This window comes from Pontibacter indicus, assembly GCF_900156345.1.
Lineage (GTDB): Bacteria > Bacteroidota > Bacteroidia > Cytophagales > Hymenobacteraceae > Pontibacter > Pontibacter indicus.
On sequence record NZ_FTPP01000001.1, the window covers coordinates 1,096,959 to 1,120,863 of the forward strand.

Consider the following 23,905-nt stretch of genomic DNA (forward strand, 5'->3'; position numbering starts at 1 on the left):
TAAATAAAGGGTTTACATTTTGAACTCGCTCTCGGCAACCGCTCAGAGCGCAACTGTAGAATAAAAAAGTTTGATTATACCTGGCCTAAAATAGAAAAGAGCAAATCATACCCTGCGGCCTGCTCGGCAGCCGGAGTACAAGATGCTCTGGGTAGAAGAACTCAAGCAAATTACTAAAGTTTAAATTTATAGTATCATTATACAAAAATACAGTAAAATGGTTATACTATTCAAACAAATTTTTAAGTTATTTTTACAGATTACAATATCTCAACAATAGTCTATCCTTTGTTAGCGTGCTTTTCATCCAATTATTTGCTCAAAATGCCGGTTTATGTCATGTTATCACGAAATCATCTTTTTTATCAGTACTATTTTTAGCTAACTTTGTATCAGAAATTTGATATATAGCTGTGCTTTCTTTGGCATAGTTTTTTCAATAACCGCCTATACTACCAACGACATATCACACGTATATAGATCATGAAGAAGTATCTGCTCAGTTTATTGGCCCTGTTTTTTTGCTTGGCGCTTAGTCAGCAAGCTGCCGCTCAGATTAAATTGCCGCAGGCCAGCCCTGCCGCTATGGTAAAACAGACTATTGGATTAACTGAGATAACGGTGCGCTACCATGCGCCGGGTGTAAAGGGTCGTCCGATCTTCGGATCGCTGGTGCCCTATGGCAAACTGTGGCGCGCCGGTGCCAACGAGGCTACTTTGATTACCTTTGAAGATGATCTTTTCCTGAACCACGAGCGTGTACCGGCGGGCACTTATTCTTTCTTCATCCTGCCCGAAAATGAAACGGAATGGAATATTGTGTTGAATAAAGACACGACGCTCTGGGGTTTGGAAGGCTATAGTGAATTGAACGACGTGGCTTATCTACGGGTAACGCCTACCAAGATCCCTTTCCAGGAAACGCTGCAATTTGCATTCAGTGACATCAGTACCAACACGGGCACACTAAACCTGACTTGGGAAAACTCCAAGGTATCCATCCGCATCGAGACTGAAATTGAAAAGAAGGCGCTCGCTAATATCCAAAAGGCTTTGAAAGAAGCGGCTCCGGACGACTGGTATACCTGGGCACAGGCTGCTGATTACCTGACCTCCCGCAAAGACCAGCATGATAAAGCTCTGGAATACATCAACAAGTCGATTGCGATTAAAGAGAATTTCTACAACAACTGGGTGAAAGCCAGACTATACGCGCTAAATAGGGAGTACCAGGTAGCAGCTAACCTGACTGCAAAAGCCATGCAGTTAGGACCAAAGGAACCGGAAAGCTACCAGACCTATGCGCGCGAAATTGAATCGGCCTATAACGAATGGAAAAAGCGTAGGTAAAACAGGTATAGCTAAACAAAGAGCGGGACTTCGGCATTAGTCGGAGCCCCGCTCTTTGTTATTTAGAACCTGGCAATAAAGCGGAGGTTGAGCCGGCGACCTGTCAGGAAATTAGGTATAGCGTAGGTCAGGTCATTCACATCTGTCACATAACTATAAGATATGCGGTTCTGTGCGTCGATGATATTAAGAACCTCCAAGCCTATCCAAAGGCTCTCCAGGGATACTTTTTTGCGCTCTGTCAGATCATCCCCCAAGGCAATGAGTTTCGAAAACCCAATGTCCACACGCTTGTAGGACTTGCCTGAAAAAGCATTGCGGAACTCCGGACGGTTGGGCGGACCAAAAGGCAATCCACTGCCATAAACTGCGTTCAGGTACATCCGGATGGTCGGATTGTCAGGCAGGTGGTCCTGGAAAAAGACCCCAATATTCACCAACTGGTCAGTCGGGCGGCGCAAATAGCTACGGTCATTGCTTCCAATAATTTCGCCGGAGTTATTATAAACGAGAATGGAATCGCCTTGCACATTCTCGCGTGTTTGCATTAGCCCTAAACTCAGCCACGACTCCGCTCCAGGTATAAACTCCCCGTTTACACGCACATCTATACCTGTAGCATAGGCTTTCGCGTTGTTCTGGCCGTAATAGCGCAGCCGCACATTGTCCAGGTCATAGGGCACCACGTTCGTCATATGCTTGTAGTAGGCCTCGGTGGTCAGTTTGAAGTCTCGGTCCCAGGCTTTGAAGAGGTAGTCACTGCCCACCACGGCATGAAGGGAGCGCTGCGCTTTCAGGTCTGGATTCAGTTCGCCCTGGAAATTGCGCAGTTCTCTATAAAAGGGTGGCTGGTAATAAAGCCCGACGGCGGCTCTTAATGATAGGTCCGGATTGTGACGGGTGATGAAGGAATACTGTATGCGTGGCGTGATGGTCAGTTCATTGTTATAAGTCCAGTAGCTAGCCCGGATGCCGTAAGTGATTGTCTTGAGCGAATCCAGTTCGTAGGTATGCTGCACATAGCCGTTGTAGCGCTGTGTATTCAGATTCAGCTCAGAATTGAGCTGATAAGCCATGGTCACGTAATCGGAGGAGTCCACGAAGCCGTACTCGGCCAAACGGTCGTTGATGCGCTCCAGGCTGGCTTTGGCTCCGGCCAAAATGGTACTGCGACTGCTCAGGCGCCAGGTATTGCGGCTCTCAGCTGCCAGCACCAGTGCTTTCAGCGCGTTTCGGGCATGGTCAAACTGGCTGCCGATGCCCCTATCGCGTAGGCATTCGCCCATGTCGTTGCGCCCGAGCGTGTTCACATCGCACAGGCGGTAAGCGGCCTCGATGTCGCGAAACTCACGCTCCAGCGAATGCACGCCCGAAATGATAAACTCCGTCAGCAAGTCTTCTGATACCCGATGGCTGAGATTGGCCCCTACCTGGTAGGTATCGTAGTCCATGTTCTCCTGCCCGTCGTAGGCGACCAGCAGCCGGAGCGGAGCCTGACGGGTTCCGAAAGTGGTGGTGCGGGTTTCAGGCTTTACTCTGTAATTATTACGAGCATAACTACCAAGCACTCCGAGCGTGGTCCGTTCCGGCTGTTTGCCCAGGTCGAAGCTCAGGTATAGCTGGCCATCTGTGAAGGTAGGCCGATACTGTCCGTCTACCTGCAGCCCCTGCAGCATGTACTGGCTGTTTTTGTGGCGCAGGCCCATCAGGTATGAGACGCGCTTATTCTTGGAGGCCTCTTCCAAGTGAATGGCACCGCCGGTGAGGCTGCCTGTTACGGAAGCCGCAAACTCCGTTGGGCGCTTGTACTGGATGTTCAGCACCGACGACAGCTTATCGCCATACTTGGGCTGCCAGCCACCGGAGGAAAATTCGACATTGGCGACCAGATCCGGGTTCACAAAGCTCAGGCCCTCCTGCTGCGCCGCTGAGATCAGAAAAGGACGGTAAATCTCGATGCCATTGACATAGACCAGGTTCTCGTCGTAGTTACCGCCACGCACAGAGTAGGTCGAGGATAGTTCGTTGTTACTCGTAACGCCTGGCAGCGTGGCGAGGATCATGTTGAAATCGCCGAAAGCGGACGGAAGGGTTTTCGTGAGCGTCGGGTCGAGTCGAGTCACGCTGACCTGCTCGCGGGTATCGTCCTCGCGTTTGCCCCGCACATCTACCTGGCGCAACTGCTGCGGGTCGGGCTCAAGCACAAAGTCAAATACCTGCTCCTCTCCTGCCTGCAGTCGCACAGTCCGCTCCTGCTCCTTATACCCTAGGAATCGCACCACCAGCACCAGGTCTTCCACAGCCGGTACTTTCAGGCTAAACCTGCCCTGGGCATCGGTTTGAACGCCAAGGGTACGGCCCCGCACCCCAACCGTGGCCATCTCGAGTGGCTGGCGGTTTTGGTCCAGAACCGTACCCTTCACTATTCCCTGCTGTGCAAAGACACCTGCTGGCAGCAGCATAAAGAGCCATACCGCAAGATATCGGAGCATAGAGGGCGATTAGGTTATAAATTATGCCTGGTTCTTCAGATTGGCAATGGTTTGCAGCGGATCAGCTGAGTTAAAAACGAAGCTGCCGGCTACGAGCGCATCAGCGCCTTTTTCTAGCAACAAAGGGGCATTCTGCTGGTTCACCCCGCCGTCGATTTCGATCAGTGCATTGGAATTACGGGCAATGATCAGGTTCTTAAGCGCTTCGATCTTTCGGTAAGTGTTCTCGATGAACTTCTGTCCGCCAAAGCCTGGGTTAACCGACATGATACAAACCAGATCCACATCTGCGATCACATCGTCGAGGAGTTGTACGGAAGTGTGCGGGTTAATGGCTATACCTGCCTTGGCTCCTGTTGCCTTTATCTGCTGAATGGTACGGTGCAGGTGGTTGCAAGCCTCCAGGTGCACGGATATGATCTCCGCTCCCGCCTCTCTGAACTGCTCAATGTACAGCTCCGGCTCCACGATCATCAGGTGCACGTCCAGCGGCTTTTTAGCATGGCGCTGAATGGCCTGCAGCACAGGAAAACCAAATGAGATGTTCGGCACAAAGCGGCCATCCATGATGTCGATGTGAAGCCAGTCAGCCTGGCTTTCGTTCAGCATTTCTACTTCAGACTGCAGGTTGGCAAAGTCAGAGGCAAGTAGAGAGGGGGCAATAATTGGTTTCATGAAACAAATATAGAAATTAAGATAGAATCCTTCGTTTGAAAAATCTGCTACATCAGAGTCTGACAAAGCGCAGGGTAGCGTTCCTGCTAGCTGAGCTCACCTGACACAAGTAAATGCCTTTCTTGAGTCGGGAAGACTTGATATTGAGCGTATGGACTGCCTGGTTTGCGCGCAACAACTGGGTATGAACCAGTTTGCCAGAGGCGTCATAAAGTCGCGCTAACGCATTTTCCCGCTGCCAGTTCTCATCCATTCGCAGCACAATAGGGTCTTCCGATACCGGGTTGGTGATGCTGATTCCGGTCGTCAGTTCATCCTCCAAACCCGTGACGAGTCGACGGTAAGTCGGTATGCCGTACCCGATGGTGTTGTTGGGGTTGTTATAGTTGCTTCCCATCTGGCGGATTAGCTGCAGCAGTTCCATGTTGGTGAGCTTTGGTCGGGCCTGCCAAATACATGCAACCATACCTGCCATGATCGGTCCTGAGAAGGAGGTGCCACTCGAACGTCCTAGATTCCCAGACGATGACAGCACGAATACCTGCTGCCCCATCGCCACCACATCCGGTTTCAGCCTTTGGTCGGCCGTGGGTCCTACAGAACTGAAAAGCGCATGCACTGCCAGCGAATCGACCGCTCCGACGGCCAACACGGAGTCGGCGTCAGCAGGTGCCGAAATATAGCGCCATGCTTTGTTGCCCTCGTTGCCTGCACTCGTCACAACTAGCATACCAGTGGCAGCAGCCAGATCGGCCGCGCGGGTAATGATGGTCGTGTTGCCGTTGAGCTCGCTGTAGGTATAGCTGTAAGAAGGCGCGTCGAATAAGGTATAGCCGAGTGAGGAATTGATCACGTCCACACCGACACTATCGGCAAACTCAGCGGCCAGCAGCCAGTTGACCTCCTCAATGTTGTGCTCCGTGGCAGCGTCCTCTGTGCGTAAGAGGTAATAGTCTGCTTTAGGAGCCGTACCAACTATGCGGCCGGGCTCGTAGGCTGCCATGGTCGACAGCACCGAAGTGCCATGCTGGCTATGCCCATAAACGTCTTTTTTGTTTCCCACAAAGTCGTACGTGCCTTTTAGCTGCCCATTCTGAAACAAATGTGCGAATGCGTTGACGCTGTTCACGCCTGGGAAACCCGCGTCGAAAACCGCGATGGTCATGCCTTCGCCCTGGAAGCCAGCTGCGTGCAGTTCTGGTATACCCAGCATGTTGGACTGGTGGAAAGATGGGCCAAAGTAAGATGGGTCGAAAGAAGCCTTGGCAAGCTTCAGACTATCGTTTGACTGAGTGCCTTTCTTGCCAGTTGGTGAAGCAGGTAAACGGTTAAGTTGCTGTGTTCCTTTTATGAAGGCCAGCGATTGCAACTCGGCCAATTTTTCAGGCGGGCACTGCACGACCGCTGCATTGAACCAGCGGGAGGTATAGAGCACTTTTGCACCCTTTGCTTTCAGGCCACTGACATAAGAAGGATTAACTGGCAGGTCACGAACAGAAAGCGCTATACCCTGCTTGTTTCGGCGTTCGAGGGCCTTAGCAGAAAGGTATAGCGCTGGCTGTTCTAAGGTATAAGGAGAGTCTTTTTTGTCGGTGAAGTAGATCAGGTGCTTCTGCTCAGGGCCGCCACTTCCCTGCGCCTTTGCAAAAAGGGCTATCAGCAGAAAGTAAGTGAGCAGCGTCAGTGATCGCATAAGCCTTATAGTTTACCGTGCTCGATTAAGATTTCCTCGCGTTCGTGGCCATCTGTTATACTGTAGCCATCATCATGTGTATTAGACTTGTAATTGATACGCTTATAAACCCGGTGTACTAATCCGATACCCTCTGCATAAACTTCGAAGCGATCATCTAAAATGGTATTGATCGAATAGAAGTTCTGAAGTACGGTTGCAGTGTTTGAATAAGAATTTCCGCTCACTTCATAATTATCTCCTACGTTCTGGAAGGTATACACTTGCTTACCATTGCGTAATTTACCTCCAGCTCCTCCTTCAACCTGCCGAGTGTTGTATAAATCACCAACAAACTCTAATCCGTTCTTTACAGGAAAAACCATCTTCACATATCTAGTATTGTCCTTGGTAAGCATGACCATTGTCGGGCTTTTAGACACAGTCATCACGGAGTCATCCAGCCAATCAATCGATGCATCAGATCTTTTGGACCGGATAATCTTATAAACAAGCTGTCCAGTCTGATCTTGGAAGCTCGTATCTATACGCTCACGCAATTGGTAGTTAAGGTTAGAGGGTGTTTCATTGAAGTAAAATGTTTCCTCCACATTATATACACGGTACTGCCCTATCTCCAGCGGATAGTAATCGTAACCCATCGCCTGCGGGTCGGGGTCCTTGTATTTACTTTCGCAGCCAGCCACAAAAGCGGACAGCACGACCAGAAGCAGAAGGGCTTTTCTCATTATTGCAACACCGTCAGGTTATAATCTGAATTAAAGTTCGTCTCGATCCACCCACCGCCCACTACGTCGTTGCCTTCGTAGAAAACGGCTGCCTGTCCAGGAGCAATCGCATGGACTCCTCGCAGGAAATGTACTTTCATTTTGTCGCCTTCATGCTCAATAATGGCCTCTGTGCCCGGGTCGTTATACCTTACTTTCGTAATGGTAGGTATAGGCTGGCCAATCAGGTTTTCGTATTTCACCATGTTTAGCTTTCCGACAGTCATGGCGTTTTTGGCCAGGTCTTCGTAATTACCAAGCACTACGCGGTTGGCATCTTTTTCGATACGTGTTACATAGGCCGGGAAACCAAGTGCTATACCCAGGCCTTTGCGCTGGCCGATGGTATAGAACGGATAACCTTCGTGCTTGCCTACCACAGTACCGTCCTCAAGCACAAATTCGCCACCGGCTACCTGCTCCTCCAGTCCATCTACCCGGCGCTTCAGGAAGCTACGGTAGTCATTGTCAGGTATGAAGCAGATCTCATAGGACTCCGGTTTGTTCACTAGTTCTGTAAAACCGCGGTCCATGGCCATTTGGCGGATCTCCGTCTTGCGCAGTCCTCCCAATGGGAAAATAGTGCGGGCCAGACTCTTCTGAGAAATGCCCCACAGCGCATAAGACTGGTCCTTGCTTTCATCCAAGCCTTTGGAAATCACATAGCGGCCGTTCTCTTCGCGGATGTTGGCATAGTGTCCCGTAGCGATAAAATCGCAGCCCAGCTGGTCGGCGCGACGCAACAGCGCGTCCCATTTAATGTGTGTATTGCACAACACACACGGGTTTGGCGTACGACCGGCTATGTACTCGTCGGTGAAATGGTTGATCACAAAATCACCAAACTCTTCGCGTATGTCTATGATATAGTGCGGGAAGCCAAGCTGTACCGCAATGTTGCGGGCATCGTTGATCGAGTCGAGGCTGCAGCAGCCGGTCTCTTTCTTGCTGGCGCCACTCGAAGCGTAGTCCCATGTCTTCATGGTCATGCCTACTACTTCATAGCCTTGCTCGTGCAACATCACCGCCGCCACCGAGCTGTCTATGCCGCCGCTCATGGCTACCAATACCCTTCCTAACTTACTCATTTATCTTCAGAATTGAGATTCGAAATGCTATAATTTTACTACAAAGATAGTAACATCGGGGCACTAATAAAGATTCAGCCGGGCAAATATTGTAGCAACAACTATGGGAGAAGTGGTCGCGGCATAAAAAAAATATTGCATCATACCCAATAAGGGGCTTACTTTGGTATTATATATGAAGAACTGAACCGATCTGGTTCTTAAAAGATAGATTGCTATGGGCTTACGTACCTCTGTAATAGTAAATGGTATTAATAATTTGAGCGATGCTCGTTACTGCGCCGGCATGGGCGTAGATGTGATCAGCTTTAACCTGAAACTGGACGACAAAACCCGCATGTCTTCCGAGACGCTGAAGGAAATTGTGGGTTGGGTATCTGGCGTGAAACTGGCCGGCGAGTTCGAACGCGCCAAGCCCGACATCATTAACCAGTACGCCGATGAATTCGGCCTTGACTATATTCAACTGGATACCCCCTACCTGATCGATGAAATCGAGGAAATCAACCGCCCTGTAATCCAGAAGGTGTTTATCAACAAAGACACGGTAGAAAGCGAACTGCTGGAAATGATGGAGCTCTACGAACCTTCCGTGGACAGCTTCTTAATCTACTCATCGGACTTTGACACCATTGATGAGACGAATACCAAGTTCCTTAAGAACCTGGCCAAGCGTTTCCAGATATACCTGGGCTTCGGCGTGCACCGTCACAATATCACAACCATCCTGAAGGAGATAAAACCTGCCGGAATCGGGTTGCGCGGCGGCCATGAAATTAAGCCTGGCCTCAAGGATTTTGACGAGCTGCAGGAGATCTTCGAAGAAATAGAGGAAAGCTAGGAAGTTTTAGAGTTTAAGAGTTTAGGAGTTAAGATGTAGCGACATTATAGTATATGGTCGTGGTGCTACGTAGCTTTTCCGTTTCCCTGAAGGTATAGGTCGCAACTTGTCTGAAGCGTCCTTTTCACTATTTAGGTTGCTTTTTAGACTAACTATACCCTAAACTAAACCTGAGAAACCAGTAAAAACAAGAAGGTCCGCTATACTCGGGTATAGCGGACCTTATTCGTTAAAAATGTAAGTAGCTTAGGTAACACCTATACCTTGAACTGCAGGTACTTAATCGTTATGCCTTCAGCTAAATAGCGTTTCTCATAAGTGGTGTAGATGCCCATGGTGTGCTCCTGCAGGTCAGACTGGTAAAGGTCGTGGGTATGCAGCAAATCTTTGGGTTTGCGCTCCTGCAACACTTCCAAGGTATAATCAAAGAGCATCTGGTTGTCTGTTTTCAGATGCAGGATGCCGCCGGGTTTCAGAATCTTGGCATACAGATCGAGGAAGCGCGGTGAAGTCAGGCGGCGCTTGATATCGCGGTCTTTCGGGCGAGGGTCCGGGAAAGTTACCCAAATTTCATCTACTTCACCCTCGGCGAAGTTCTCTTCCAGGTTCTCAATGAATGTGCGCAGAAAAGCGACATTGTCCAGATTTTCCTCTTCCGCCAGCGAACTTCCCTTCCAGATGCGAGCCCCTTTGATGTCGAGTCCCAGAAAATTTTTATCTGAGTACAGGCGGGCCATGCCCACAGTATACTCCCCTTTACCGCATCCGATCTCCAGGATCAGGGGATTGTCATTCTCAAAAAACTCTTCCCGCCACTTGCCTTTCAGCTGACCATAGAGTTCACCTTCCGGTTCTATCACATTCTCGCGCTCCGCTATGGCGGCAAACTTCACTAATTTACTTCTTCCCATTTCTTATAGTTCGTCAATCTCAGCGACCACAAAGGTACTACCTCCGATAAATATTACCTCATCCGGTTTCGCATTTCGCCTGGCCGCTGCGATGGCTTCGCTTACGGTTGCATAGGCAGTTCCTTGTAATCCGACCTGGTCGGCTTTTTCCTTCAGTTCTGCCACAGGCAAAGCACGCGGAATCTGCGCCTGACAGAAGTAATAGGTATAGTCCTTGGGTAAAAGCTGGAGGATGATGGTCACATCTTTGTCATTCACGGCTCCGAATACCAGGTGAACGTGCTGAGGTTGAAGGGCAGTTAGCTGAGTAAGTATTTGTTTAATACCGTCCACATTGTGCCCTGTATCACAAATAGTTAATGGATTATAGCCTAACACCTGCCATCGTCCTTTCAGGCCGGTTATGGCTTTTGCATGCGCTATACCCTGGCGAATAGCCTCGTCAGGTATAGCAAAGCCACGGTCGCGGAGCAACAGCAACGATTGCAACACGCCGGGTAAATTATACTGCTGGTAAATCCCCGCCAGGTCTGACTGAAGTGATGGTAACCACAGCTTGCCATCGGAGAACACGTCGTATACCTGGCCCTCCATGTTTTGCTCCATTACCTGCACAGCAATATGATCGGTAGCAAAATAAAGCGGTGCCTCTTCAGCTGCAGCCTTCTGCTCAAACACTTGCACGATGTCAGCTTGCTTAGTACTAACGACGGCAGGTATATGGGGCTTGATAATGCCGGCCTTCTCCCCTGCAATCTCAGGCAGGGTGTCGCCAAGCAATGCCTGATGGTCAAAACCAATATTGGTAATGAGCGAAAGTTCCGGCGTAATGATGTTAGTCGAGTCCAGTCTGCCGCCAAGCCCCACTTCGATCACGGCCACATCCACCTGCTCGTCAGCAAAATACCGGAAGGCAAGCGCCACGGTCATCTCGAAAAAAGATGGTTTCACCTCCTCAAAAAGATCCTTGTTTTGCTCCACAAAACGAATCAGGTAATCCTGCGGCAGTTCGGCACCATTTACGCGAACCCTTTCGGTAAATGATTTGAGATGTGGCGAGGTATAGAGGCCCGTTTTATAGCCGGCGCTCTGGAGCACGGAGGCCAGCATGTGCGAACTGCTGCCCTTGCCGTTTGTCCCTGCCACATGCACGCTTTTGAACCTGTGCTGCGGCTGGCCTAGCGCATCACACAAGGCTAAGATATTGTCGAGGCTCTTCTTAAAAGCAACATTGCCGATGCGTTGAAACATCGGCAATTGCTGGTATAAGTAATCAAGACACTCCTGATAGGTCATGAAATCAATAAAAGTTATCGTGATTTGATCACAAAAGTAACCGTACCAGTGGCACCGGAGGTGGCTCTGCTGCCTCCAATGCGGCTAAAAGTTGTCTTCTGAAGCTGCTCACGGTACCATTTCTCTACGTGCGGCGACACGGTGCTCTCCAGTCGATCGATGCCGATCAGGTTGCCGTCGGCATCGATGCGGATGCGGAACTTCACAAAACCTGTTTCATTTTCGTAAGGGTCGCGCTTAGGAGAAATGTCGTAGCGCCAGCCGGCCATGTCCAGACCGTCACCACCGCCTCCACCGCCTGGCGTGCCTTCGTAGTTCTTGGCCCCCATGATACCTCTTGGGTCACCTTTGTCACCTACCTTGTTAGCGTCGTCGCCGTTGTTGTTACCAGTGGCTTCGTTCGATGTGCCGCTTTTGCCTGTACCGGTGCTTTCGGTTGGCTTGCCAGGGTATAGCGAGCGTGGCTTTTCAGGTTCCTTCTTAGGCTGCTCCACCGGCTTCTCGGCAGGTTTTTCAACCGGTTTCTTTATTTCCTCTTTCGGCTGTGGCTTTGGCTGGGGCTTCACTTCTTCCTTCACCACCACTGGCGCGTCGGCCGTGGTCGTCACTACCTTGGGTGTTTCAACAGGAGTTGGAGGCGTGACAGCCGCTACAGGCTTTGGCTCCGGCAGTGGATCGGGCTGCGTTGGAGCCGGCTTGCTGTCCTGCACGTTCTTCGACTCGTTCGGCGTGGCCTTCGACTGCACACTACCACTGCCGACAGCACTCATGCCAAAGTCCAGTTCAATGCCTATCTCCTCATCCGGTTTACCCGGAGCACCATTCCATGCCAAGAGGTAGAACAAAAGCAACAAGATAATCACGTGCAGGGTAATGCTTATACCTGCCGCGATTTTCTTGTTTTTTTCTTCTTCCTTGTTCAGTGCTATCTCCATCCTAATAATTTTATTCTGTCGGTGTGGTGGCCAGCGTTACCTTTGCATTCAAACCTGCCGCCACACTGGCAACATTCACCAGGTACTCTACCGGCACACTCTTATCGACATGCAAAACAACCACACCTTCCTCAGCGTTCTGCAAAAGTGCTGCCAATTGTGGTTCCAGATCAGAAAGACTAACTTCTTTACCGTTCAGGAAATACCTCAGGTCAGGCGTAATAGTAACGCTGATCTTCTGAATAACGATGGTAGATGACTTGCTCGTAGGCAAACTAACAGGTAGGCCGGTAGGTGCCACGAAGTTTGAGGTAAGCATGAAAAATATGAGCAACAGGAATATGATGTCGGTCATCGACGACATATTAAACTCAGGGTTGATCCTATTTTTAGAGCGTAAATTCATGCTTAAAGTTGTGGTTCTTGTAAAAGATCAATAAACTCAATCGAGGTATATTCCATCCCGTGCACAATGTTGTCGATCTTTGACACCAGGTAGTTGTAGCCTACATAGGCCGGCAGACCGATGATCAGACCGGTAGCCGTGGTCACCATTGCCTGGTAGATACCGGCTGACAGCAATTGCGGGCTAATAGTTCCCTCGGCCTGCGCGATGGCGATGAAGGCCTGGATCATACCTGTTACCGTTCCCAGGAAGCCCAGCATCGGTGCTGCACCTGCTATTGTTGCCAGGGAAGCCAGGTTGCGCTCCAGCTTGCTGATTTCGATTTTGCCTACGTTCTCGATAGAAGTCTCGATGTTTTTAAGTGGGTTACCGATGCGGCTGATGCCTTTACCCAGCATGCGGGCTACCGGTGTGTTGGTTTGAGCACACAGCATGCGGGCTCCGTTGATGTCGCCTGCCAGTACCATGCTCTTGATGCGGTCACTGAAGCCATCCGGGTTTTTGGAGGCCTTCTTGAGGGTCAGGTAACGCTCGAAGAAGATGTAAACGGCAGCCAGCGACAAAAGCAGCAGCGGGATCATGGCCCAGCCACCCGCCATCGCCAGATCCATCAACGAAACTGAGTTTTCCGCTGTTTCTGCGCCATCCATCAGCATTGAAGTCGTGTCGGCAGGAGTTGTCGTAATTTGTAAGAAGAGAGATGTCATGTTAATTATTATAAACCCAAATATTTTCTCCGAATGATTTTCTGTAGGTGTTCATGGCTGCCTGAGCCTCCTCTGCCGAAGCAAAGTCCGCTACAGATACTTTAAAGAGCCTGCTGCCTTTCCCGGGCTCCAAAACTTTGGCCTCGTGGCCGAACTCCGCTATTTCCTGACGGCTGAACTCAGCATTCAGCATGCGGGCATAACCACCCGTAATGATATAAAAGCGACCATCTTTACCGCTAACTGTCGTAGCTAGTGGAGCCGGAGCAGGTGCTTCTTCAACAACCGCTTCTTTAGTATTAACGGATTCATCTGCTGCATATTGAGCCTCCTGTCCAGAAGTACTGATCGAAGAAGTATCCCAAGCATCCGAGCTATCTGCTATACCTGCTTCAGCGGCATCGAACACATCATTGGAAGCAGGCTGACCCAGTGTCGCTTCGTGCTGCACAGGTATAGCCGCCGAAGCGGTTTTTTCAGTTTCTGCCTGTCTGTCGCCGCTGATGAGCGAAATAGGATTCAGCGTGCTCAAATTGTAGTCTGTTTGAAGCGAAAGCATGTAGAGGGCCGTTCCGACTAAACCTGTCAGGGCCAGTCCTGCTGCCACGTGGTAGGCGCGCTTCAGGCGGACTTTGAAAGGTTTCTTGGCTGGCGCCGTATCTGCTGCCTGTCGTTCCTTAATCAGGGTACGCAGCACAGCCGGTTCCTCAGGGCGGATCGGTCGGGCCACTATCTCCGGCAGACCAAAGCTGGCTTCCAGCAGATTGTCGCCCTCCGTGTACTCAAATACCAGTCGCTGCTCGTGGTTGTATTTAAACACACCGATGTCGGTCAGCTCATAGCGCTGCTCACTTTCCAGACGGGTTCTTACCTCATGCACAAAAGAGATAACCAGTTGCCTGGCCTCCTCCTTGGAGCTGTTGTTGGCGTAGGCGATGGTGCTGATGAGCAGGCCATCGTTCAGAACCAGCTTCTCGTTGAAAGCAATTTTTTTGGACGGCGGCACCAGCGTGTGCTTCACCGGGTTAATCCGGGCAGGCACATAGCGCGTAATCAACCCGCCAAAATCAGGTATGATCACGCAGTCGTGATTGTAGAGCAGGTGCTTGATGTGCTTTTCTACCATAGGCACTTAGAATGAATAAGAGATGCCTCCTATCAGGTTGATACTTTTGTTGGGGTAATTTACAAACCTTTCGTATTTCTGCGCAAACAAATTATTCACCATCAGGAAAGTCGTGAACCGGTTGGAGAACCTGTAGTCGGCCTTCAGGTTCAGGTCCACGATCGTGTCCGTCTCCCGCAGCCCGAATGTGCCGTCAGGACGGGTAATGCGCCCGAAAGAACTCCCAATATAGTAAAGTTCTGAATTAAAGAGAATCTTGTCGTAGAAGTTGTAGGTGGCAAAAACACTCGCCATCAGCTCCGGACGGTGAAATGCCTGCTCTAAGGAAGCCGTGCTATACTTGTTATAATCAGCTTTTAATCCGATGCGCAGTTCGTCTGAATAATTGAAAGTGGCCTCACCATAAATATTCAAAACATTTGTCACGCCGTCGTCATACACCAGGTCGAACTTAGTCGAGTCGGTAGCCGAGTTGTTGTAGAAGTACATGTTACGGAAGTTCTGGTAAGCCACGCGACCTGTCAGGTGCACAAAGTTGGCAATGTTGGCCTGCATACCACCGTATACCTCTAATCCTTTGTTCTGATCAGCTACGCGCACGTTCGGTGCCAGGTATGGATTCTCTTGGGTCAACTGATATAAAGTAACCCTTTGCAGGTCACCCCCTATACCACCGTAAATCAACAGGTTACCCTTTATAGGCTCCACTCCTACGCGTACCGTTGGGTATATATTGAACTTGCGGGCGTCATTCACGGTGTCGCCTGTATAGGCGATGTTAGCACCAATAGAAAGGCGGATGGCGTTCAGCTGACGCTCGTACTGCGGATGCACTTTGAACAAGGTACGGCTCACCGAAGCAGAATCCTTGTGGGACACCAGCGACAGGTCAGCATCTACTTTGAAAGCAGATACATCATCTAGTCCATACTCGGTGTTGAGTTTAGCAGCAATGTTCGTCTCTCGCATGTCATAGCGGTCGTTGAGGTAGTTCACGTTCAGACCAGCTTTGAACAAGAGCGGCATGCCGGCACCGTGGTTGTGCATATACCCTTCGGCATTCACCCGGTTGAACACCTGGCTGATGGTGTCACGGTCCACAGTGGTTTCTTGGGGACCATATCCGTAGAAATGATATTTGTCGCGTCCGTAGCCTAGCTTACCTCCCAAAGTAAGGCCCTGCAGGTATGTTTCGCCGTTCACGTTGATGGCCGAGTTGGTGACAGCCGAATTCTTGCCATCAACAGGTCCTCTGGCGGAAGTGATGTGACTAACATCCGCTCCGTAAGAAGCCACATTGCTGCGCTTGTTGTGGAAGTAGCCTTTCAGGTATAGCGTGCCGTAGTTGCCTATACCTGCCTTCACATAATTTCCGTACAGCTTGCTCAGCTCTTCCTGCTTAATGGTGAGCACACGCATCTGCAGGTTCACGTCCTGGTCTTCGAGGCGGTAATCGTTGAAACGGTAGCGCACGTTGCGCTCGCCCGGCTCCGGAGCCACCACTGCAAATTTCTGGTAATTACGTGAAGCCCTCGGCAGCTCGATCTTGCGATCCTTTTCTACCACTACTTCAGAATCCTGCAGCTTAGCGCCTTCGCCCCAGCCTGTTGTCTGCGCCTGGGCACTGTTCAGAAAGCTATACCCGGCACACAGTACGATCGCCGCAATGGAAGCTTTTTTCAATCTATTCTTCATGTTGATCTTTCTCTTCATGATGCATTATCTTTTTCTTCCCTTCACGGAGTCAGCCGGGGCAGTGCTCGGCGTACCTCCCAACTTGGCCAGCTTTTGCTTCGCCTCCTCTACTATCTCCGGCACTGGTGAGTGCTCAATAATGGAGTTGAGGGTGGAAGTAGCCTGGAAGGTTTCGTTCTGTGCCACGTAGTTGTCCGCAATGATCAGGAAGGATTTGCCCAGCCAGAAGTCGTAGCTGGAGAACTTCGAGTTGAAGTCAAAGGCTACATCAATCGACTCAGCGTATTTTTTCTGTTTGTGAAGGATCTCGGCTACCAGGTAGTGCGCCTCTGCTCCGTTCTCGTCTGTTGCTGAGGCTGAGGCTTCGCGCAGTTCTTTCAGAGCCTGGTCCAGATTGCCTTCGGCGTACGTAGCCTTGCCCTTGTAGAGCTGTGCCGTGTTGAACACATACAAGGCGGAGTTACCCTGGCTGATCAGCTCATTGGCAACACGCTTCGTCGCAGCATAGTCGTTTGTCAGGAAGTGGCTCTTCATCAGGCCAGTCAGAGCTGTCTGCTGCTCACGGCGGTTTGTGGCCGTGTCGCGCAGGCGGCTGTAGTACTTGATTGCCTCGGTATAGTTCTTGTTTTCAAACTCAGCATCTGCCACCTTTTGAATGGCCCGGTTCACGTACTCGCTCTTGCCCTCCTCCACTACAGACTTCATAAGCGGCAAGCCTTTGTCTGGCTGGTTCACACGCAGATAAGAGTCTGCCAGGAAGTAGTTGGCATCGCTCACATAAGGACTGTTCGGATAGGTTTTCAGGTAGTTCTCCAGTTTGGCGACTGCCTGATCATATTTTTCGTTGAAGTAAAGCGTTTTAGAAGCCTCGAACTCAATGCTTTCCAGCGCATTGCTCTCTGGGTTTGCCGTTCTGAACTTCTCAGCATACTGATCAAATTCACCACTTTGGTTCTGGGTAGCCAGCACTTCCTGCAGACTATAGAGTGAGCCGCTGGCAGAACGGGAGTTCGGGAATTCGTCGAGTACGCGCTTGTAGTCTGCGGCGGCCTCCGCGTTACGACCCAGGTTAGCGTAGGCTATACCTCTTTTCTCCAACGCATTTGGCAGCAGGCGGCTTTGCGGTCTTCCCTGAATTAGGGCTGTGAAGCCGGAAACCGCTGACTGGTAGTTGCCAGCTTCAAAATCGATGATGGCGCGCTGGTACATGGCCGGCTCTACATAGCGCGACTTCTGGTACTGGCTGTAAACGGTTTGTAAGTTCTGCTTGGCCGCTTCCTTGTTGCCCATCAGACTCAGCACAATGCCTTTCTGGAAGTACACGTAGTCTTTATCGTTGGAATTGGAGGCCAGCACTTTGTCATAAAGCGCAAGGGCAGGTGCATATTGCTTTTTCACGTAATGCAGGTCCGCCAGACGCATCATGGCATCGTAATGGTTCGGGTCGCTGGTGCTGGTGCCGTCCACGTATGCCTTGAAGTGCGGCATGGCTTTGTCGTATTCCTTGCTGTTGTAGTAAGCGTAGGCAATGCCATAGCGCGACTTCATGTAGTACTCCGACTTGCGGGCTTCGCTGTTGCGGAACACGGCCGCGTAGCTGTTGATAGCATCCACGTAGCGCTGTCCCATCGAGTAAGCCTCCCCTTTCACGAAGTGGCTCGCTGCCGTGATCTCCTTATCGTAAGGGTACTGCAATGATTTATCCAGCAAGGAAACTGCCGTTGGGAATTTGCCTTCATTGTAAAGGTTCACGCCATACAGGTGCGTCATGCGCTGGTAGGTTTCCAGCATACGGTAGCTCTTGTTTGGCATGCTCTCGATGTGCCGGATGGCCTCTGAGTAGTTGTTGGAGTTAAAGTACGCCTCTGTCAGCAGCGCATCTACCTCGGCGGCATGTTCCGATTTGGGGAACTCCTCGTTGAAATTCTGCAGCGAGCTGAATACGTCACGGAAGTTACCCAGCTCGTAGCTCACCTGCGCAAATTTTACCGTAGCCGCCTGTGTGATGGTGGTGTCCTGGTTGTTCTTTCGGGCCTGGTCAAAGGCTGTGAGAGCATACTGCTTGTTATCCTCGCGTAGGTAACTCAGACCAAGATAATAGGCTGCATTCTGTCCAAGGGCATCCTTTTTACTGGCTACCTCCTTGAAATTGGCAATGGCGTTTTTGTAGTTACCGTTCTTGTAGTCGGTATAAGCGATTTTGTACTGGATCACCGGATCCATCTTTCGTTTGCCTTGGGCATACTGGCTGAAATACTCTTCTGCCTTCTTGTATTCGGCGCGCTGGTAATAGGCATCTCCCACCAACAGGGCGATTTCCTCTGCCTGCTGCACTTTCGGGGTCTTGGCCAGCGCTGCCTCGCCGTAACGGATCACTTCAAAAATGTCCTGCTCCTTGTAGAGAATCTCCGTGATCATGTAAGGCACGATCTGCGCATAGGCCTCGTTCTTCTCGGCAATCAGCAGGTCCGCCTTGGCCGCGTCGTAGTCGCCTTCGCGGTAAGAAATGTAGCCGGCGTAGTAGTTAGAGGCATAGGCGTAGCGGTGCTCGTCTTCTCTGAAACCGGTCGTCTTGTTCTTGTCGAACCAGATTTTGGCGTTTTTGAAGTCCTTGTTGGCGAAGTAAGAATAGCCCAGCTTAAATTCCAGCTCTTTGTTCTGCTTGATGCTGAGCAAGTGCGTCGGGGCGCTCTCCAGCTTCTCCACCGCCTTTTTGTAGTCCTTGTTCTCGAAATAGAAAAGGCCCAGCTCGTAGTTGGCAAGCGTCGTCTTCGGGTGGGCCGGGAACTTGCGGGTAAAGTTCAGGATCAGCTGTTCGGCATCGGGATGCAGCAGGTATAGGCCGCTCAGGGCGTAGTAGTACTGCGCGTCTGCGGTCTTGGCATCGTCGCCGATCAGGTTGATGTACTTGCGGAAGGCCTCCTGCGCCGCGCCGTACTTGGCACGGTCAAACAGCTCTACGCCTTCGTGATAGTGCTTGTCTTTTGCGGTGAACACCTGGGTGTGCTGGGCCACCGCGATGTGGCTTCCCCCAGCCAAAACCGATGCCAGCGCTACTTTATAGGCTATCTTCATAATGTATCTAACTGCCCGCTTACGAGCTATTCTTATGGCTTATTCTTAGAAAACAGGTATAGGCGCCCGCAAGCGCCATGCCCGAAAGGCAAACTCAAAGTTAATTAAAAATCGATAACCGCACGAACCACAGGCGATAAACATGTCGTCAGAAAACGCCTCACACTCCTATACAATGCCGCAGTAGCAGCAAATATTGTGCTGATCGCAGGAATTTGTGCTTAATGAAGGGCTAAAGTCCTCGGCACAGGATGCAATATCTTGAATACCAATTCCTTTAAAATTTCGGATTCACTCATATCGCCGCCAGTTATACCTTTCACCTGCAAGTCGGCCACCCGGATATGGTGGATGATGTCCACTACGCGCATGAGCGGAAACACGCGCAGCGCCAGCATGTATTCCTTTGCAAGGAAACCCCGATTGCCCAAACTCTTCCGCACCCCGGCCTCCGATTTGTCGGCGGACTGGTGCAGGGTCAAAAGCTTGGTGAAAAACGTAAAGAGCAGGCTCAGGTTCGGTATAAGGGGATTATTTTTTGGGTTTGCCTCAAAATACTGGATGATGCGGTTTGCCTTGAGCGCATCCTGGGCAATCAGCGCTGACTGCAGTTCAAAAATATTGTACTCCTTGCTGATGCCCACATTTTCCTGCACCACGCGCTCGTCAATCATCTGACCTGGCTGCAGGTTGATCAACAACTTGTCTATCTCGTTGGCTTGGCGTGACAGGTCGGCCCCGATAAACTCACTGAGTAGCAGCACCGCTTTGGGACTGATCTGCAGACCTTTGCTCTTGACGTAGGCCGTTATCCAGGCGGGTATCTGGTTATCGTAAAGCTTTTTGGTCGTGAGTAGGACGGCATGCTTCTGTACCACTTTGCCCAGCGACTTTCGTCCATCCAGGGTTTTGTGCTTGTGGCAGAATACCAGGATCGTAGAGGGCAGCGGGTTTTGCAAATAGGCCTCCAATTGCCGGATGCCTTCTTCACGTTCCAGGTCCACAATACTTTGCGCTTCTTTCACAATCACTACCTGGCGCTCAGCCATCATCGGGAAACGCTTGGCTTGCAACAGCACCATGGCTACATCTACGTCTTTCCCATACACCACCACCTGGTTAAAGCCCTTCTCATGCTCCTGCAGCACGTGCTTCTCAATAAAGTCAGCAATCTGGTCGATGTAGAAAGGCTCCTCTCCCTGCAGAAAGTAAACAGGGGCGAACTGCCGTTTTTTTAACTGCTCCAGAATGCCCTCCGGGGTGTGCGACATGGCGTTGGTCAGGTATAGAGTAAGAGATGGTACAGATATACAGAGACCAAAGATACAGCTATCCGGGCTGCAAATGAAAGGCAACAAGGTGAAAAATCAGCATTGCACCTATTTGTTAGGCTATACCTCTGTGCCTCAAATTTAAACACACATTAAGGTTGTAATCTCCTGTTATACCTTAACTTATCTTTTAAGTAAATACATACAACGTGTTTTATATCATAATCTTATACTGTTTTTATAATCATTTAGCAGGTATAGCATCATGACTAAAGTGTAGGAATCGCCAGTTGAAGTTCACAAGAGGTATAGCAAGGTATTAGCAGGTATAGTGACTGATAAGAAGGTCCCAACAAACCTATACCTACTTAATTGTATCACCCGCCGAGCCCAATTTAAGGTATAGCCGCTGCTTCTGGCTAGCCCTATACCTTCCGGTCGTCACTCGACTGCCTGATAGCTTCTCGATTTACCTTCCGCGAATCTGCCAACTCTTTTTTATCTTTGCCCTGAATTGACGATTATTTAGGTTTACATGAACTTGATAGAAGAACTACGTTGGAGAGGCATGCTCCATGATTTCATGCCCGGTACAGAAGAGCAACTTGCTTCCGGTATGACCACGGGCTATATCGGCTTCGACCCGACTGCCTCTTCCTTGCATATCGGCAACCTGGCTACCATCATGCTATTAGTGCATCTGCAGCGCGCCGGTCACAAGCCAATCGCTCTCGTGGGTGGTGCTACCGGCATGATCGGCGACCCATCTGGCAAGTCTGCAGAGCGCAACCTGCTCGACGAAGCCACCCTGCAGGCCAACCAGGCAGGTATACGCAAGCAACTCGAGAAGTTCCTGGACTTCAATAGCGGCGAAAATTCTGCAGAGATCGTCAACAACTACGACTGGTTCAAGGAATTCAGCTTCCTTGGCTTCCTGCGAGAGGTGGGCAAGCACCTGACCGTAAATTACATGATGGCCAAAGACTCGGTGAAAAAACGCATTAGTGCCGACGAAGAGGGAAACCGTGCCGAGGGCCTATCCTATACCGAGTTCACTTACCAGCTCATACAGGGCTACGACTTCTACCACCTGTATAAGAACAAGAATGTGCGTCTGCAGATGGGTGCATCCGATCAGTGGGGCAATATCACGACAGGCACGGAGTTGATCCGCCGTATCGACGACGGCAAAGCCTTCGCGCTGGTGGGAAAACTGGTGACGAAAGCGGATGGTACTAAATTTGGCAAATCCGAGGGCGGAAACGTATGGCTCGACCCATCCTTTACCTCTCCTTACAAGTTCTACCAGTTCTGGCTCAACCTATCGGACGAAGAGGCTGAAAAGCTGATTAAGGTATACACCTTGCTGCCGCAGGACGATATTGAGCGCTTAACCGAAGAGCACAAACAGGCCCCGCATTTGCGTATTTTGCAGAAAGCGCTGGCTAAAGATGTTACAATTCGTGTGCACTCCGAAGAAGATTACAAATCAGCGGTAGATGCCTCTGAAATTTTATTTGGAAAAGGTGATTTAGAGACACTGAAAGGCCTAAAAGAGGATGTTTTGCTGTCCGTATTCGAAGGCGTGCCGCACATCGAAGTGAACCGATCTACCTACGAAGGCGCGGCTACGGTGAGCGATCTGCTTTCTGAGGTAACAGGGGGCCAGATTTTCGATTCGAAGGGCGAGGCCAAGCGCATGATCAAGAATGGCGGCGTGAGCATCAACCGCCAGAAGATCCAGGGAACGGAAGAGCCTGTGAATTACGAGCTGCTTCAGGAAAAATACCTGGTGGTGCAGAAAGGAAAGAAAAACTACTACCTTGTATCAATCAAATAACTGAAATACAGCTACTTACAAACAAAAAAGGTGATCTTTTCAGATCACCTTTTTTGTTGCTATTGCTTCTTGAGTTGCTTATTTCTTCTCAGTAGAGCTGTTTTTCATGTCCTGAACTTCCTTACGGATGTCCTGCGCCATGTTTTTAAGGTCCTGCATACCTTTACGCACGCGCGTACCGGCAGCTGCATTGTTCTTGTCGTAGAATTTTTCGAAGTCAGCTTCCAACGACATTACAAGGTCCTTGAGTTTGCTAAAGTTGTTGTTCATTTGAGGTGTTTATTATAGTGAAACATTTGTTATTACTGCTCCAATATACACATTAAATGATAACATGCAAAGATTAGCAAACTTTAATATATGCCTCTAAATCAAATTAAGCGGACACCGCAGACTTAGAGTATAGACCTTTATCTAGTTTTTGTGCAATCTTTTCGAAAGCATCGATCGTCTCTTTCACGTCGTCCAGGGTATGCACAGCTGTTGGGATCAAGCGAAGCATGATCACGTCTTTAGGCACCACCGGATACACCACGATTGAGCAGAAGATGTTGTAGTTTTCGCGAAGATCGAGTGTCAGTTGAGTCGCATCCGGAATCTGACCGTTCAGGAACACTGGCGTCACCGGCGACTCGGTTGTACCGATATTGAAGCCTTTTTCACGCAGACCAGACTGCAGAGCGTGAACTACCTCCCACAGTTTGTCCTTCAGTTCAGGCTGGGTACGCAGCAGCTCCAGGCGCTTGATGGCACCGATCGTAAGCGGCATTGGCAGCGACTTGGCGAAAATCTGAGAACGCATGTTGTAACGCAGGTACTCTACTACTTGCTCGTTAGAGGCTACGAAAGCACCGATGCTGGCCATAGATTTGGCGAAAGTAGAGAAGTAAACGTCGATACCGTCCTGGCAACCTAGGTGCTCACCAGTACCGGCACCGGTTTTACCCATCGTACCGAATCCGTGTGCATCGTCCACAAACAGGCGGAAGTTGAATTTCTCTTTCAGCTTTACCACTTCGTCGAGCTTGCCCAGGTTACCGGACATACCGAACACACCTTCCGTGATCACCAGAATGGCACCACCTGTGTTTTCAGCCCAGCGCGTAGCACGCTCCAGTTGCTTCTCTAAGCTAGCCATGTCGTTGTGCGAATACACAAAGCGCTTGCCTTGGTGCAGACGTACGCCGTCGATGATACAGGCGTGTGACTCAGCGTCGTATACAATCACATCGTGGCGGTCAACAAGCGCGTCGATGATCGACACCACGCCCTGATAACCGAAGTTCAGCAAAAGGGCGTCCGGCTTCTGCACGAAATCGGCCAGCTCAGACTCCAGCTGTTCATGATAATTGGTGTTGCCAGACATGATGCGGGCACCCATTGGCGTAGCCATACCCCAATCTGCAGCAGCTTCGGCGTCCGCCTTGCGCACTTCCGGGTGGTTAGCCAGGCCCAGGTAGTTGTTAAGGCTCCAGGTAAGCACTTCCTTGCCCCTGAACTTCATACGCGGAGCAATCTCCCCTTCAAGCTTTGGAAACGTGAAATAGCCATGCGCGTAGTGTGAGTGGCTGCCTAACGGACCTCTGTTGGTCAACAACTTTTCAAATAAATCCACCTTGTGTTTAATTAAGTTACGGGATAATTTAAGGATTTTATGTAGTAGTTTATACTATATATTCACTTGATATAATACTGCCTGCAAATTTATGATTTTATAGATTCATAAACAATTTCTAA

Annotated in this window: 19 protein-coding genes; 3 read left to right on the forward strand and 16 right to left on the reverse strand. The window is 50.2% G+C overall.

All coding sequences use genetic code 11. The features are described 5' to 3' along the window. The first annotated feature begins 483 nt into the window (after positions 1-483). A complete protein-coding gene (locus B0B12_RS04735; RefSeq protein ID WP_076666311.1) occupies positions 484-1,350 on the forward strand; it encodes a DUF2911 domain-containing protein in 867 nt (288 codons plus the stop codon). 62 nt (positions 1,351-1,412) lie between these two features. On the opposite strand, the gene B0B12_RS04740 is transcribed toward B0B12_RS04735, so the two are convergent. From B0B12_RS04740 to mnmA, 5 genes are read right to left on the reverse strand one after another with little or no spacing between them, the layout of a single operon-like run. Then, on the reverse strand, positions 1,413-3,842 hold the full coding sequence (locus B0B12_RS04740) for a TonB-dependent receptor (RefSeq protein WP_083704079.1): 2,430 nt from the start codon (positions 3,840-3,842) through the stop codon (positions 1,413-1,415). A gap of 21 nt (positions 3,843-3,863) precedes the next feature. Next, complete coding sequence (gene rpe, locus B0B12_RS04745; RefSeq protein WP_076666312.1) at positions 3,864-4,517, reverse strand: ribulose-phosphate 3-epimerase; 654 nt, start codon at positions 4,515-4,517, stop codon at positions 3,864-3,866. A 52-nt stretch (positions 4,518-4,569) separates the two neighbouring features. After that, positions 4,570-6,210 carry a S8 family serine peptidase gene (locus B0B12_RS04750; RefSeq protein ID WP_076666313.1) on the reverse strand — a complete coding sequence of 547 codons (1,641 nt, stop codon included), beginning with the start codon at positions 6,208-6,210 and terminating at the stop codon, positions 4,570-4,572. A 5-nt stretch (positions 6,211-6,215) separates the two neighbouring features. After that, positions 6,216-6,938, reverse strand: coding sequence for a hypothetical protein (locus tag B0B12_RS04755; protein ID WP_076666314.1), 723 nt, complete (start codon positions 6,936-6,938; stop codon positions 6,216-6,218). Further along, positions 6,938-8,065 (reverse strand): tRNA 2-thiouridine(34) synthase MnmA, encoded by a 1,128-nt coding sequence (mnmA, locus tag B0B12_RS04760; RefSeq protein ID WP_076666315.1) that lies wholly within the window; start codon positions 8,063-8,065, stop codon positions 6,938-6,940. The genes B0B12_RS04755 and mnmA overlap by 1 nt, the downstream gene beginning before the upstream one ends. Before the next feature lie 217 nt (positions 8,066-8,282). On the opposite strand from mnmA, the gene trpF reads away from it, so the two are divergent. Next, positions 8,283-8,906: a phosphoribosylanthranilate isomerase gene (gene trpF, locus B0B12_RS04765; RefSeq protein ID WP_076666316.1), complete on the forward strand. Its 624-nt coding sequence runs from the start codon at positions 8,283-8,285 to the stop codon at positions 8,904-8,906. Positions 8,907-9,163: 257 nt separating this feature from the next. On the opposite strand, the gene trmB is transcribed toward trpF, so the two are convergent. The 9 genes from trmB to holA form a co-directional block, all read right to left on the reverse strand. After that, positions 9,164-9,817: a tRNA (guanosine(46)-N7)-methyltransferase TrmB gene (gene trmB / locus B0B12_RS04770; RefSeq protein ID WP_076666317.1), complete on the reverse strand. Its 654-nt coding sequence runs from the start codon at positions 9,815-9,817 to the stop codon at positions 9,164-9,166. A gap of 3 nt (positions 9,818-9,820) precedes the next feature. Beyond that, positions 9,821-11,068 (reverse strand): bifunctional folylpolyglutamate synthase/dihydrofolate synthase, encoded by a 1,248-nt coding sequence (locus B0B12_RS04775; RefSeq protein ID WP_244554596.1) that lies wholly within the window; start codon positions 11,066-11,068, stop codon positions 9,821-9,823. Between the two features lie 59 nt (positions 11,069-11,127). Then, positions 11,128-12,048, reverse strand: coding sequence for a hypothetical protein (locus B0B12_RS04780; RefSeq protein WP_076666319.1), 921 nt, complete (start codon positions 12,046-12,048; stop codon positions 11,128-11,130). 10 nt (positions 12,049-12,058) lie between these two features. Continuing rightward, positions 12,059-12,454 carry an ExbD/TolR family protein gene (locus tag B0B12_RS04785; protein ID WP_076666320.1) on the reverse strand — a complete coding sequence of 132 codons (396 nt, stop codon included), beginning with the start codon at positions 12,452-12,454 and terminating at the stop codon, positions 12,059-12,061. A gap of 2 nt (positions 12,455-12,456) precedes the next feature. Then, on the reverse strand, positions 12,457-13,161 hold the full coding sequence (locus tag B0B12_RS04790) for a MotA/TolQ/ExbB proton channel family protein (RefSeq protein ID WP_425298497.1): 705 nt from the start codon (positions 13,159-13,161) through the stop codon (positions 12,457-12,459). 1 nt (position 13,162) lies between these two features. Beyond that, complete coding sequence (locus tag B0B12_RS04795) at positions 13,163-14,287, reverse strand: HU domain-containing protein (RefSeq protein ID WP_076666322.1); 1,125 nt, start codon at positions 14,285-14,287, stop codon at positions 13,163-13,165. Between the two features lie 6 nt (positions 14,288-14,293). Continuing rightward, positions 14,294-16,000, reverse strand: coding sequence for a TonB-dependent receptor (locus tag B0B12_RS04800; protein WP_076666323.1), 1,707 nt, complete (start codon positions 15,998-16,000; stop codon positions 14,294-14,296). 6 nt (positions 16,001-16,006) lie between these two features. Continuing rightward, complete coding sequence (locus B0B12_RS04805; RefSeq protein WP_076666324.1) at positions 16,007-19,057, reverse strand: tetratricopeptide repeat protein; 3,051 nt, start codon at positions 19,055-19,057, stop codon at positions 16,007-16,009. 221 nt (positions 19,058-19,278) lie between these two features. Then, the gene (gene holA / locus B0B12_RS04810; protein WP_076666325.1) at positions 19,279-20,328 is read right to left on the reverse strand and encodes a DNA polymerase III subunit delta; all 1,050 of its coding nucleotides are present in this window, start codon (positions 20,326-20,328) and stop codon (positions 19,279-19,281) included. Positions 20,329-20,863: 535 nt separating this feature from the next. Between holA and tyrS the strand changes: the two genes are divergently transcribed. After that, positions 20,864-22,168, forward strand: coding sequence for a tyrosine--tRNA ligase (tyrS, locus tag B0B12_RS04815; RefSeq protein ID WP_076666326.1), 1,305 nt, complete (start codon positions 20,864-20,866; stop codon positions 22,166-22,168). A gap of 78 nt (positions 22,169-22,246) precedes the next feature. On the opposite strand, the gene B0B12_RS04820 is transcribed toward tyrS, so the two are convergent. Both B0B12_RS04820 and B0B12_RS04825 read right to left on the reverse strand, forming a co-directional pair. After that, positions 22,247-22,438 carry a histone H1 gene (locus B0B12_RS04820; protein ID WP_076666327.1) on the reverse strand — a complete coding sequence of 64 codons (192 nt, stop codon included), beginning with the start codon at positions 22,436-22,438 and terminating at the stop codon, positions 22,247-22,249. A gap of 106 nt (positions 22,439-22,544) precedes the next feature. Next, positions 22,545-23,783, reverse strand: a complete 1,239-nt coding sequence (locus tag B0B12_RS04825) for an aminotransferase class I/II-fold pyridoxal phosphate-dependent enzyme (protein ID WP_076666328.1) — start codon at positions 23,781-23,783, stop codon at positions 22,545-22,547. Positions 23,784-23,905 lie beyond the last annotated feature (122 nt).

Bases quoted from the DNA above. Each gene is read 5' to 3' on its own strand.
- B0B12_RS04735 (WP_076666311.1), top strand. From the start codon at position 484: ATGAAGAAGTATCTGCTCAGTTTATTGGCCCTGTTTTTTTGCTTGGCG.
- B0B12_RS04800 (WP_076666323.1), bottom strand. From the start codon at position 16,000: ATGAAGAGAAAGATCAACATGAAGAATAGATTGAAAAAAGCTTCCATT.
- tyrS (WP_076666326.1), top strand. From the start codon at position 20,864: ATGAACTTGATAGAAGAACTACGTTGGAGAGGCATGCTCCATGATTTC.
- mnmA (WP_076666315.1), bottom strand. From the start codon at position 8,065: ATGAGTAAGTTAGGAAGGGTATTGGTAGCCATGAGCGGCGGCATAGAC.
- B0B12_RS04755 (WP_076666314.1), bottom strand. From the start codon at position 6,938: ATGAGAAAAGCCCTTCTGCTTCTGGTCGTGCTGTCCGCTTTTGTGGCT.
- B0B12_RS04785 (WP_076666320.1), bottom strand. From the start codon at position 12,454: ATGAATTTACGCTCTAAAAATAGGATCAACCCTGAGTTTAATATGTCG.
- trpF (WP_076666316.1), top strand. From the start codon at position 8,283: ATGGGCTTACGTACCTCTGTAATAGTAAATGGTATTAATAATTTGAGC.
- B0B12_RS04780 (WP_076666319.1), bottom strand. From the start codon at position 12,048: ATGGAGATAGCACTGAACAAGGAAGAAGAAAAAAACAAGAAAATCGCG.
- B0B12_RS04820 (WP_076666327.1), bottom strand. From the start codon at position 22,438: ATGAACAACAACTTTAGCAAACTCAAGGACCTTGTAATGTCGTTGGAA.
- B0B12_RS04775 (WP_244554596.1), bottom strand. From the start codon at position 11,068: ATGTTTCAACGCATCGGCAATGTTGCTTTTAAGAAGAGCCTCGACAAT.
- B0B12_RS04750 (WP_076666313.1), bottom strand. From the start codon at position 6,210: ATGCGATCACTGACGCTGCTCACTTACTTTCTGCTGATAGCCCTTTTT.
- B0B12_RS04795 (WP_076666322.1), bottom strand. From the start codon at position 14,287: ATGGTAGAAAAGCACATCAAGCACCTGCTCTACAATCACGACTGCGTG.
- B0B12_RS04740 (WP_083704079.1), bottom strand. From the start codon at position 3,842: ATGCTCCGATATCTTGCGGTATGGCTCTTTATGCTGCTGCCAGCAGGT.
- rpe (WP_076666312.1), bottom strand. From the start codon at position 4,517: ATGAAACCAATTATTGCCCCCTCTCTACTTGCCTCTGACTTTGCCAAC.
- trmB (WP_076666317.1), bottom strand. From the start codon at position 9,817: ATGGGAAGAAGTAAATTAGTGAAGTTTGCCGCCATAGCGGAGCGCGAG.
- holA (WP_076666325.1), bottom strand. From the start codon at position 20,328: ATGTCGCACACCCCGGAGGGCATTCTGGAGCAGTTAAAAAAACGGCAG.
- B0B12_RS04805 (WP_076666324.1), bottom strand. From the start codon at position 19,057: ATGAAGATAGCCTATAAAGTAGCGCTGGCATCGGTTTTGGCTGGGGGA.
- B0B12_RS04790 (WP_425298497.1), bottom strand. From the start codon at position 13,161: ATGACATCTCTCTTCTTACAAATTACGACAACTCCTGCCGACACGACT.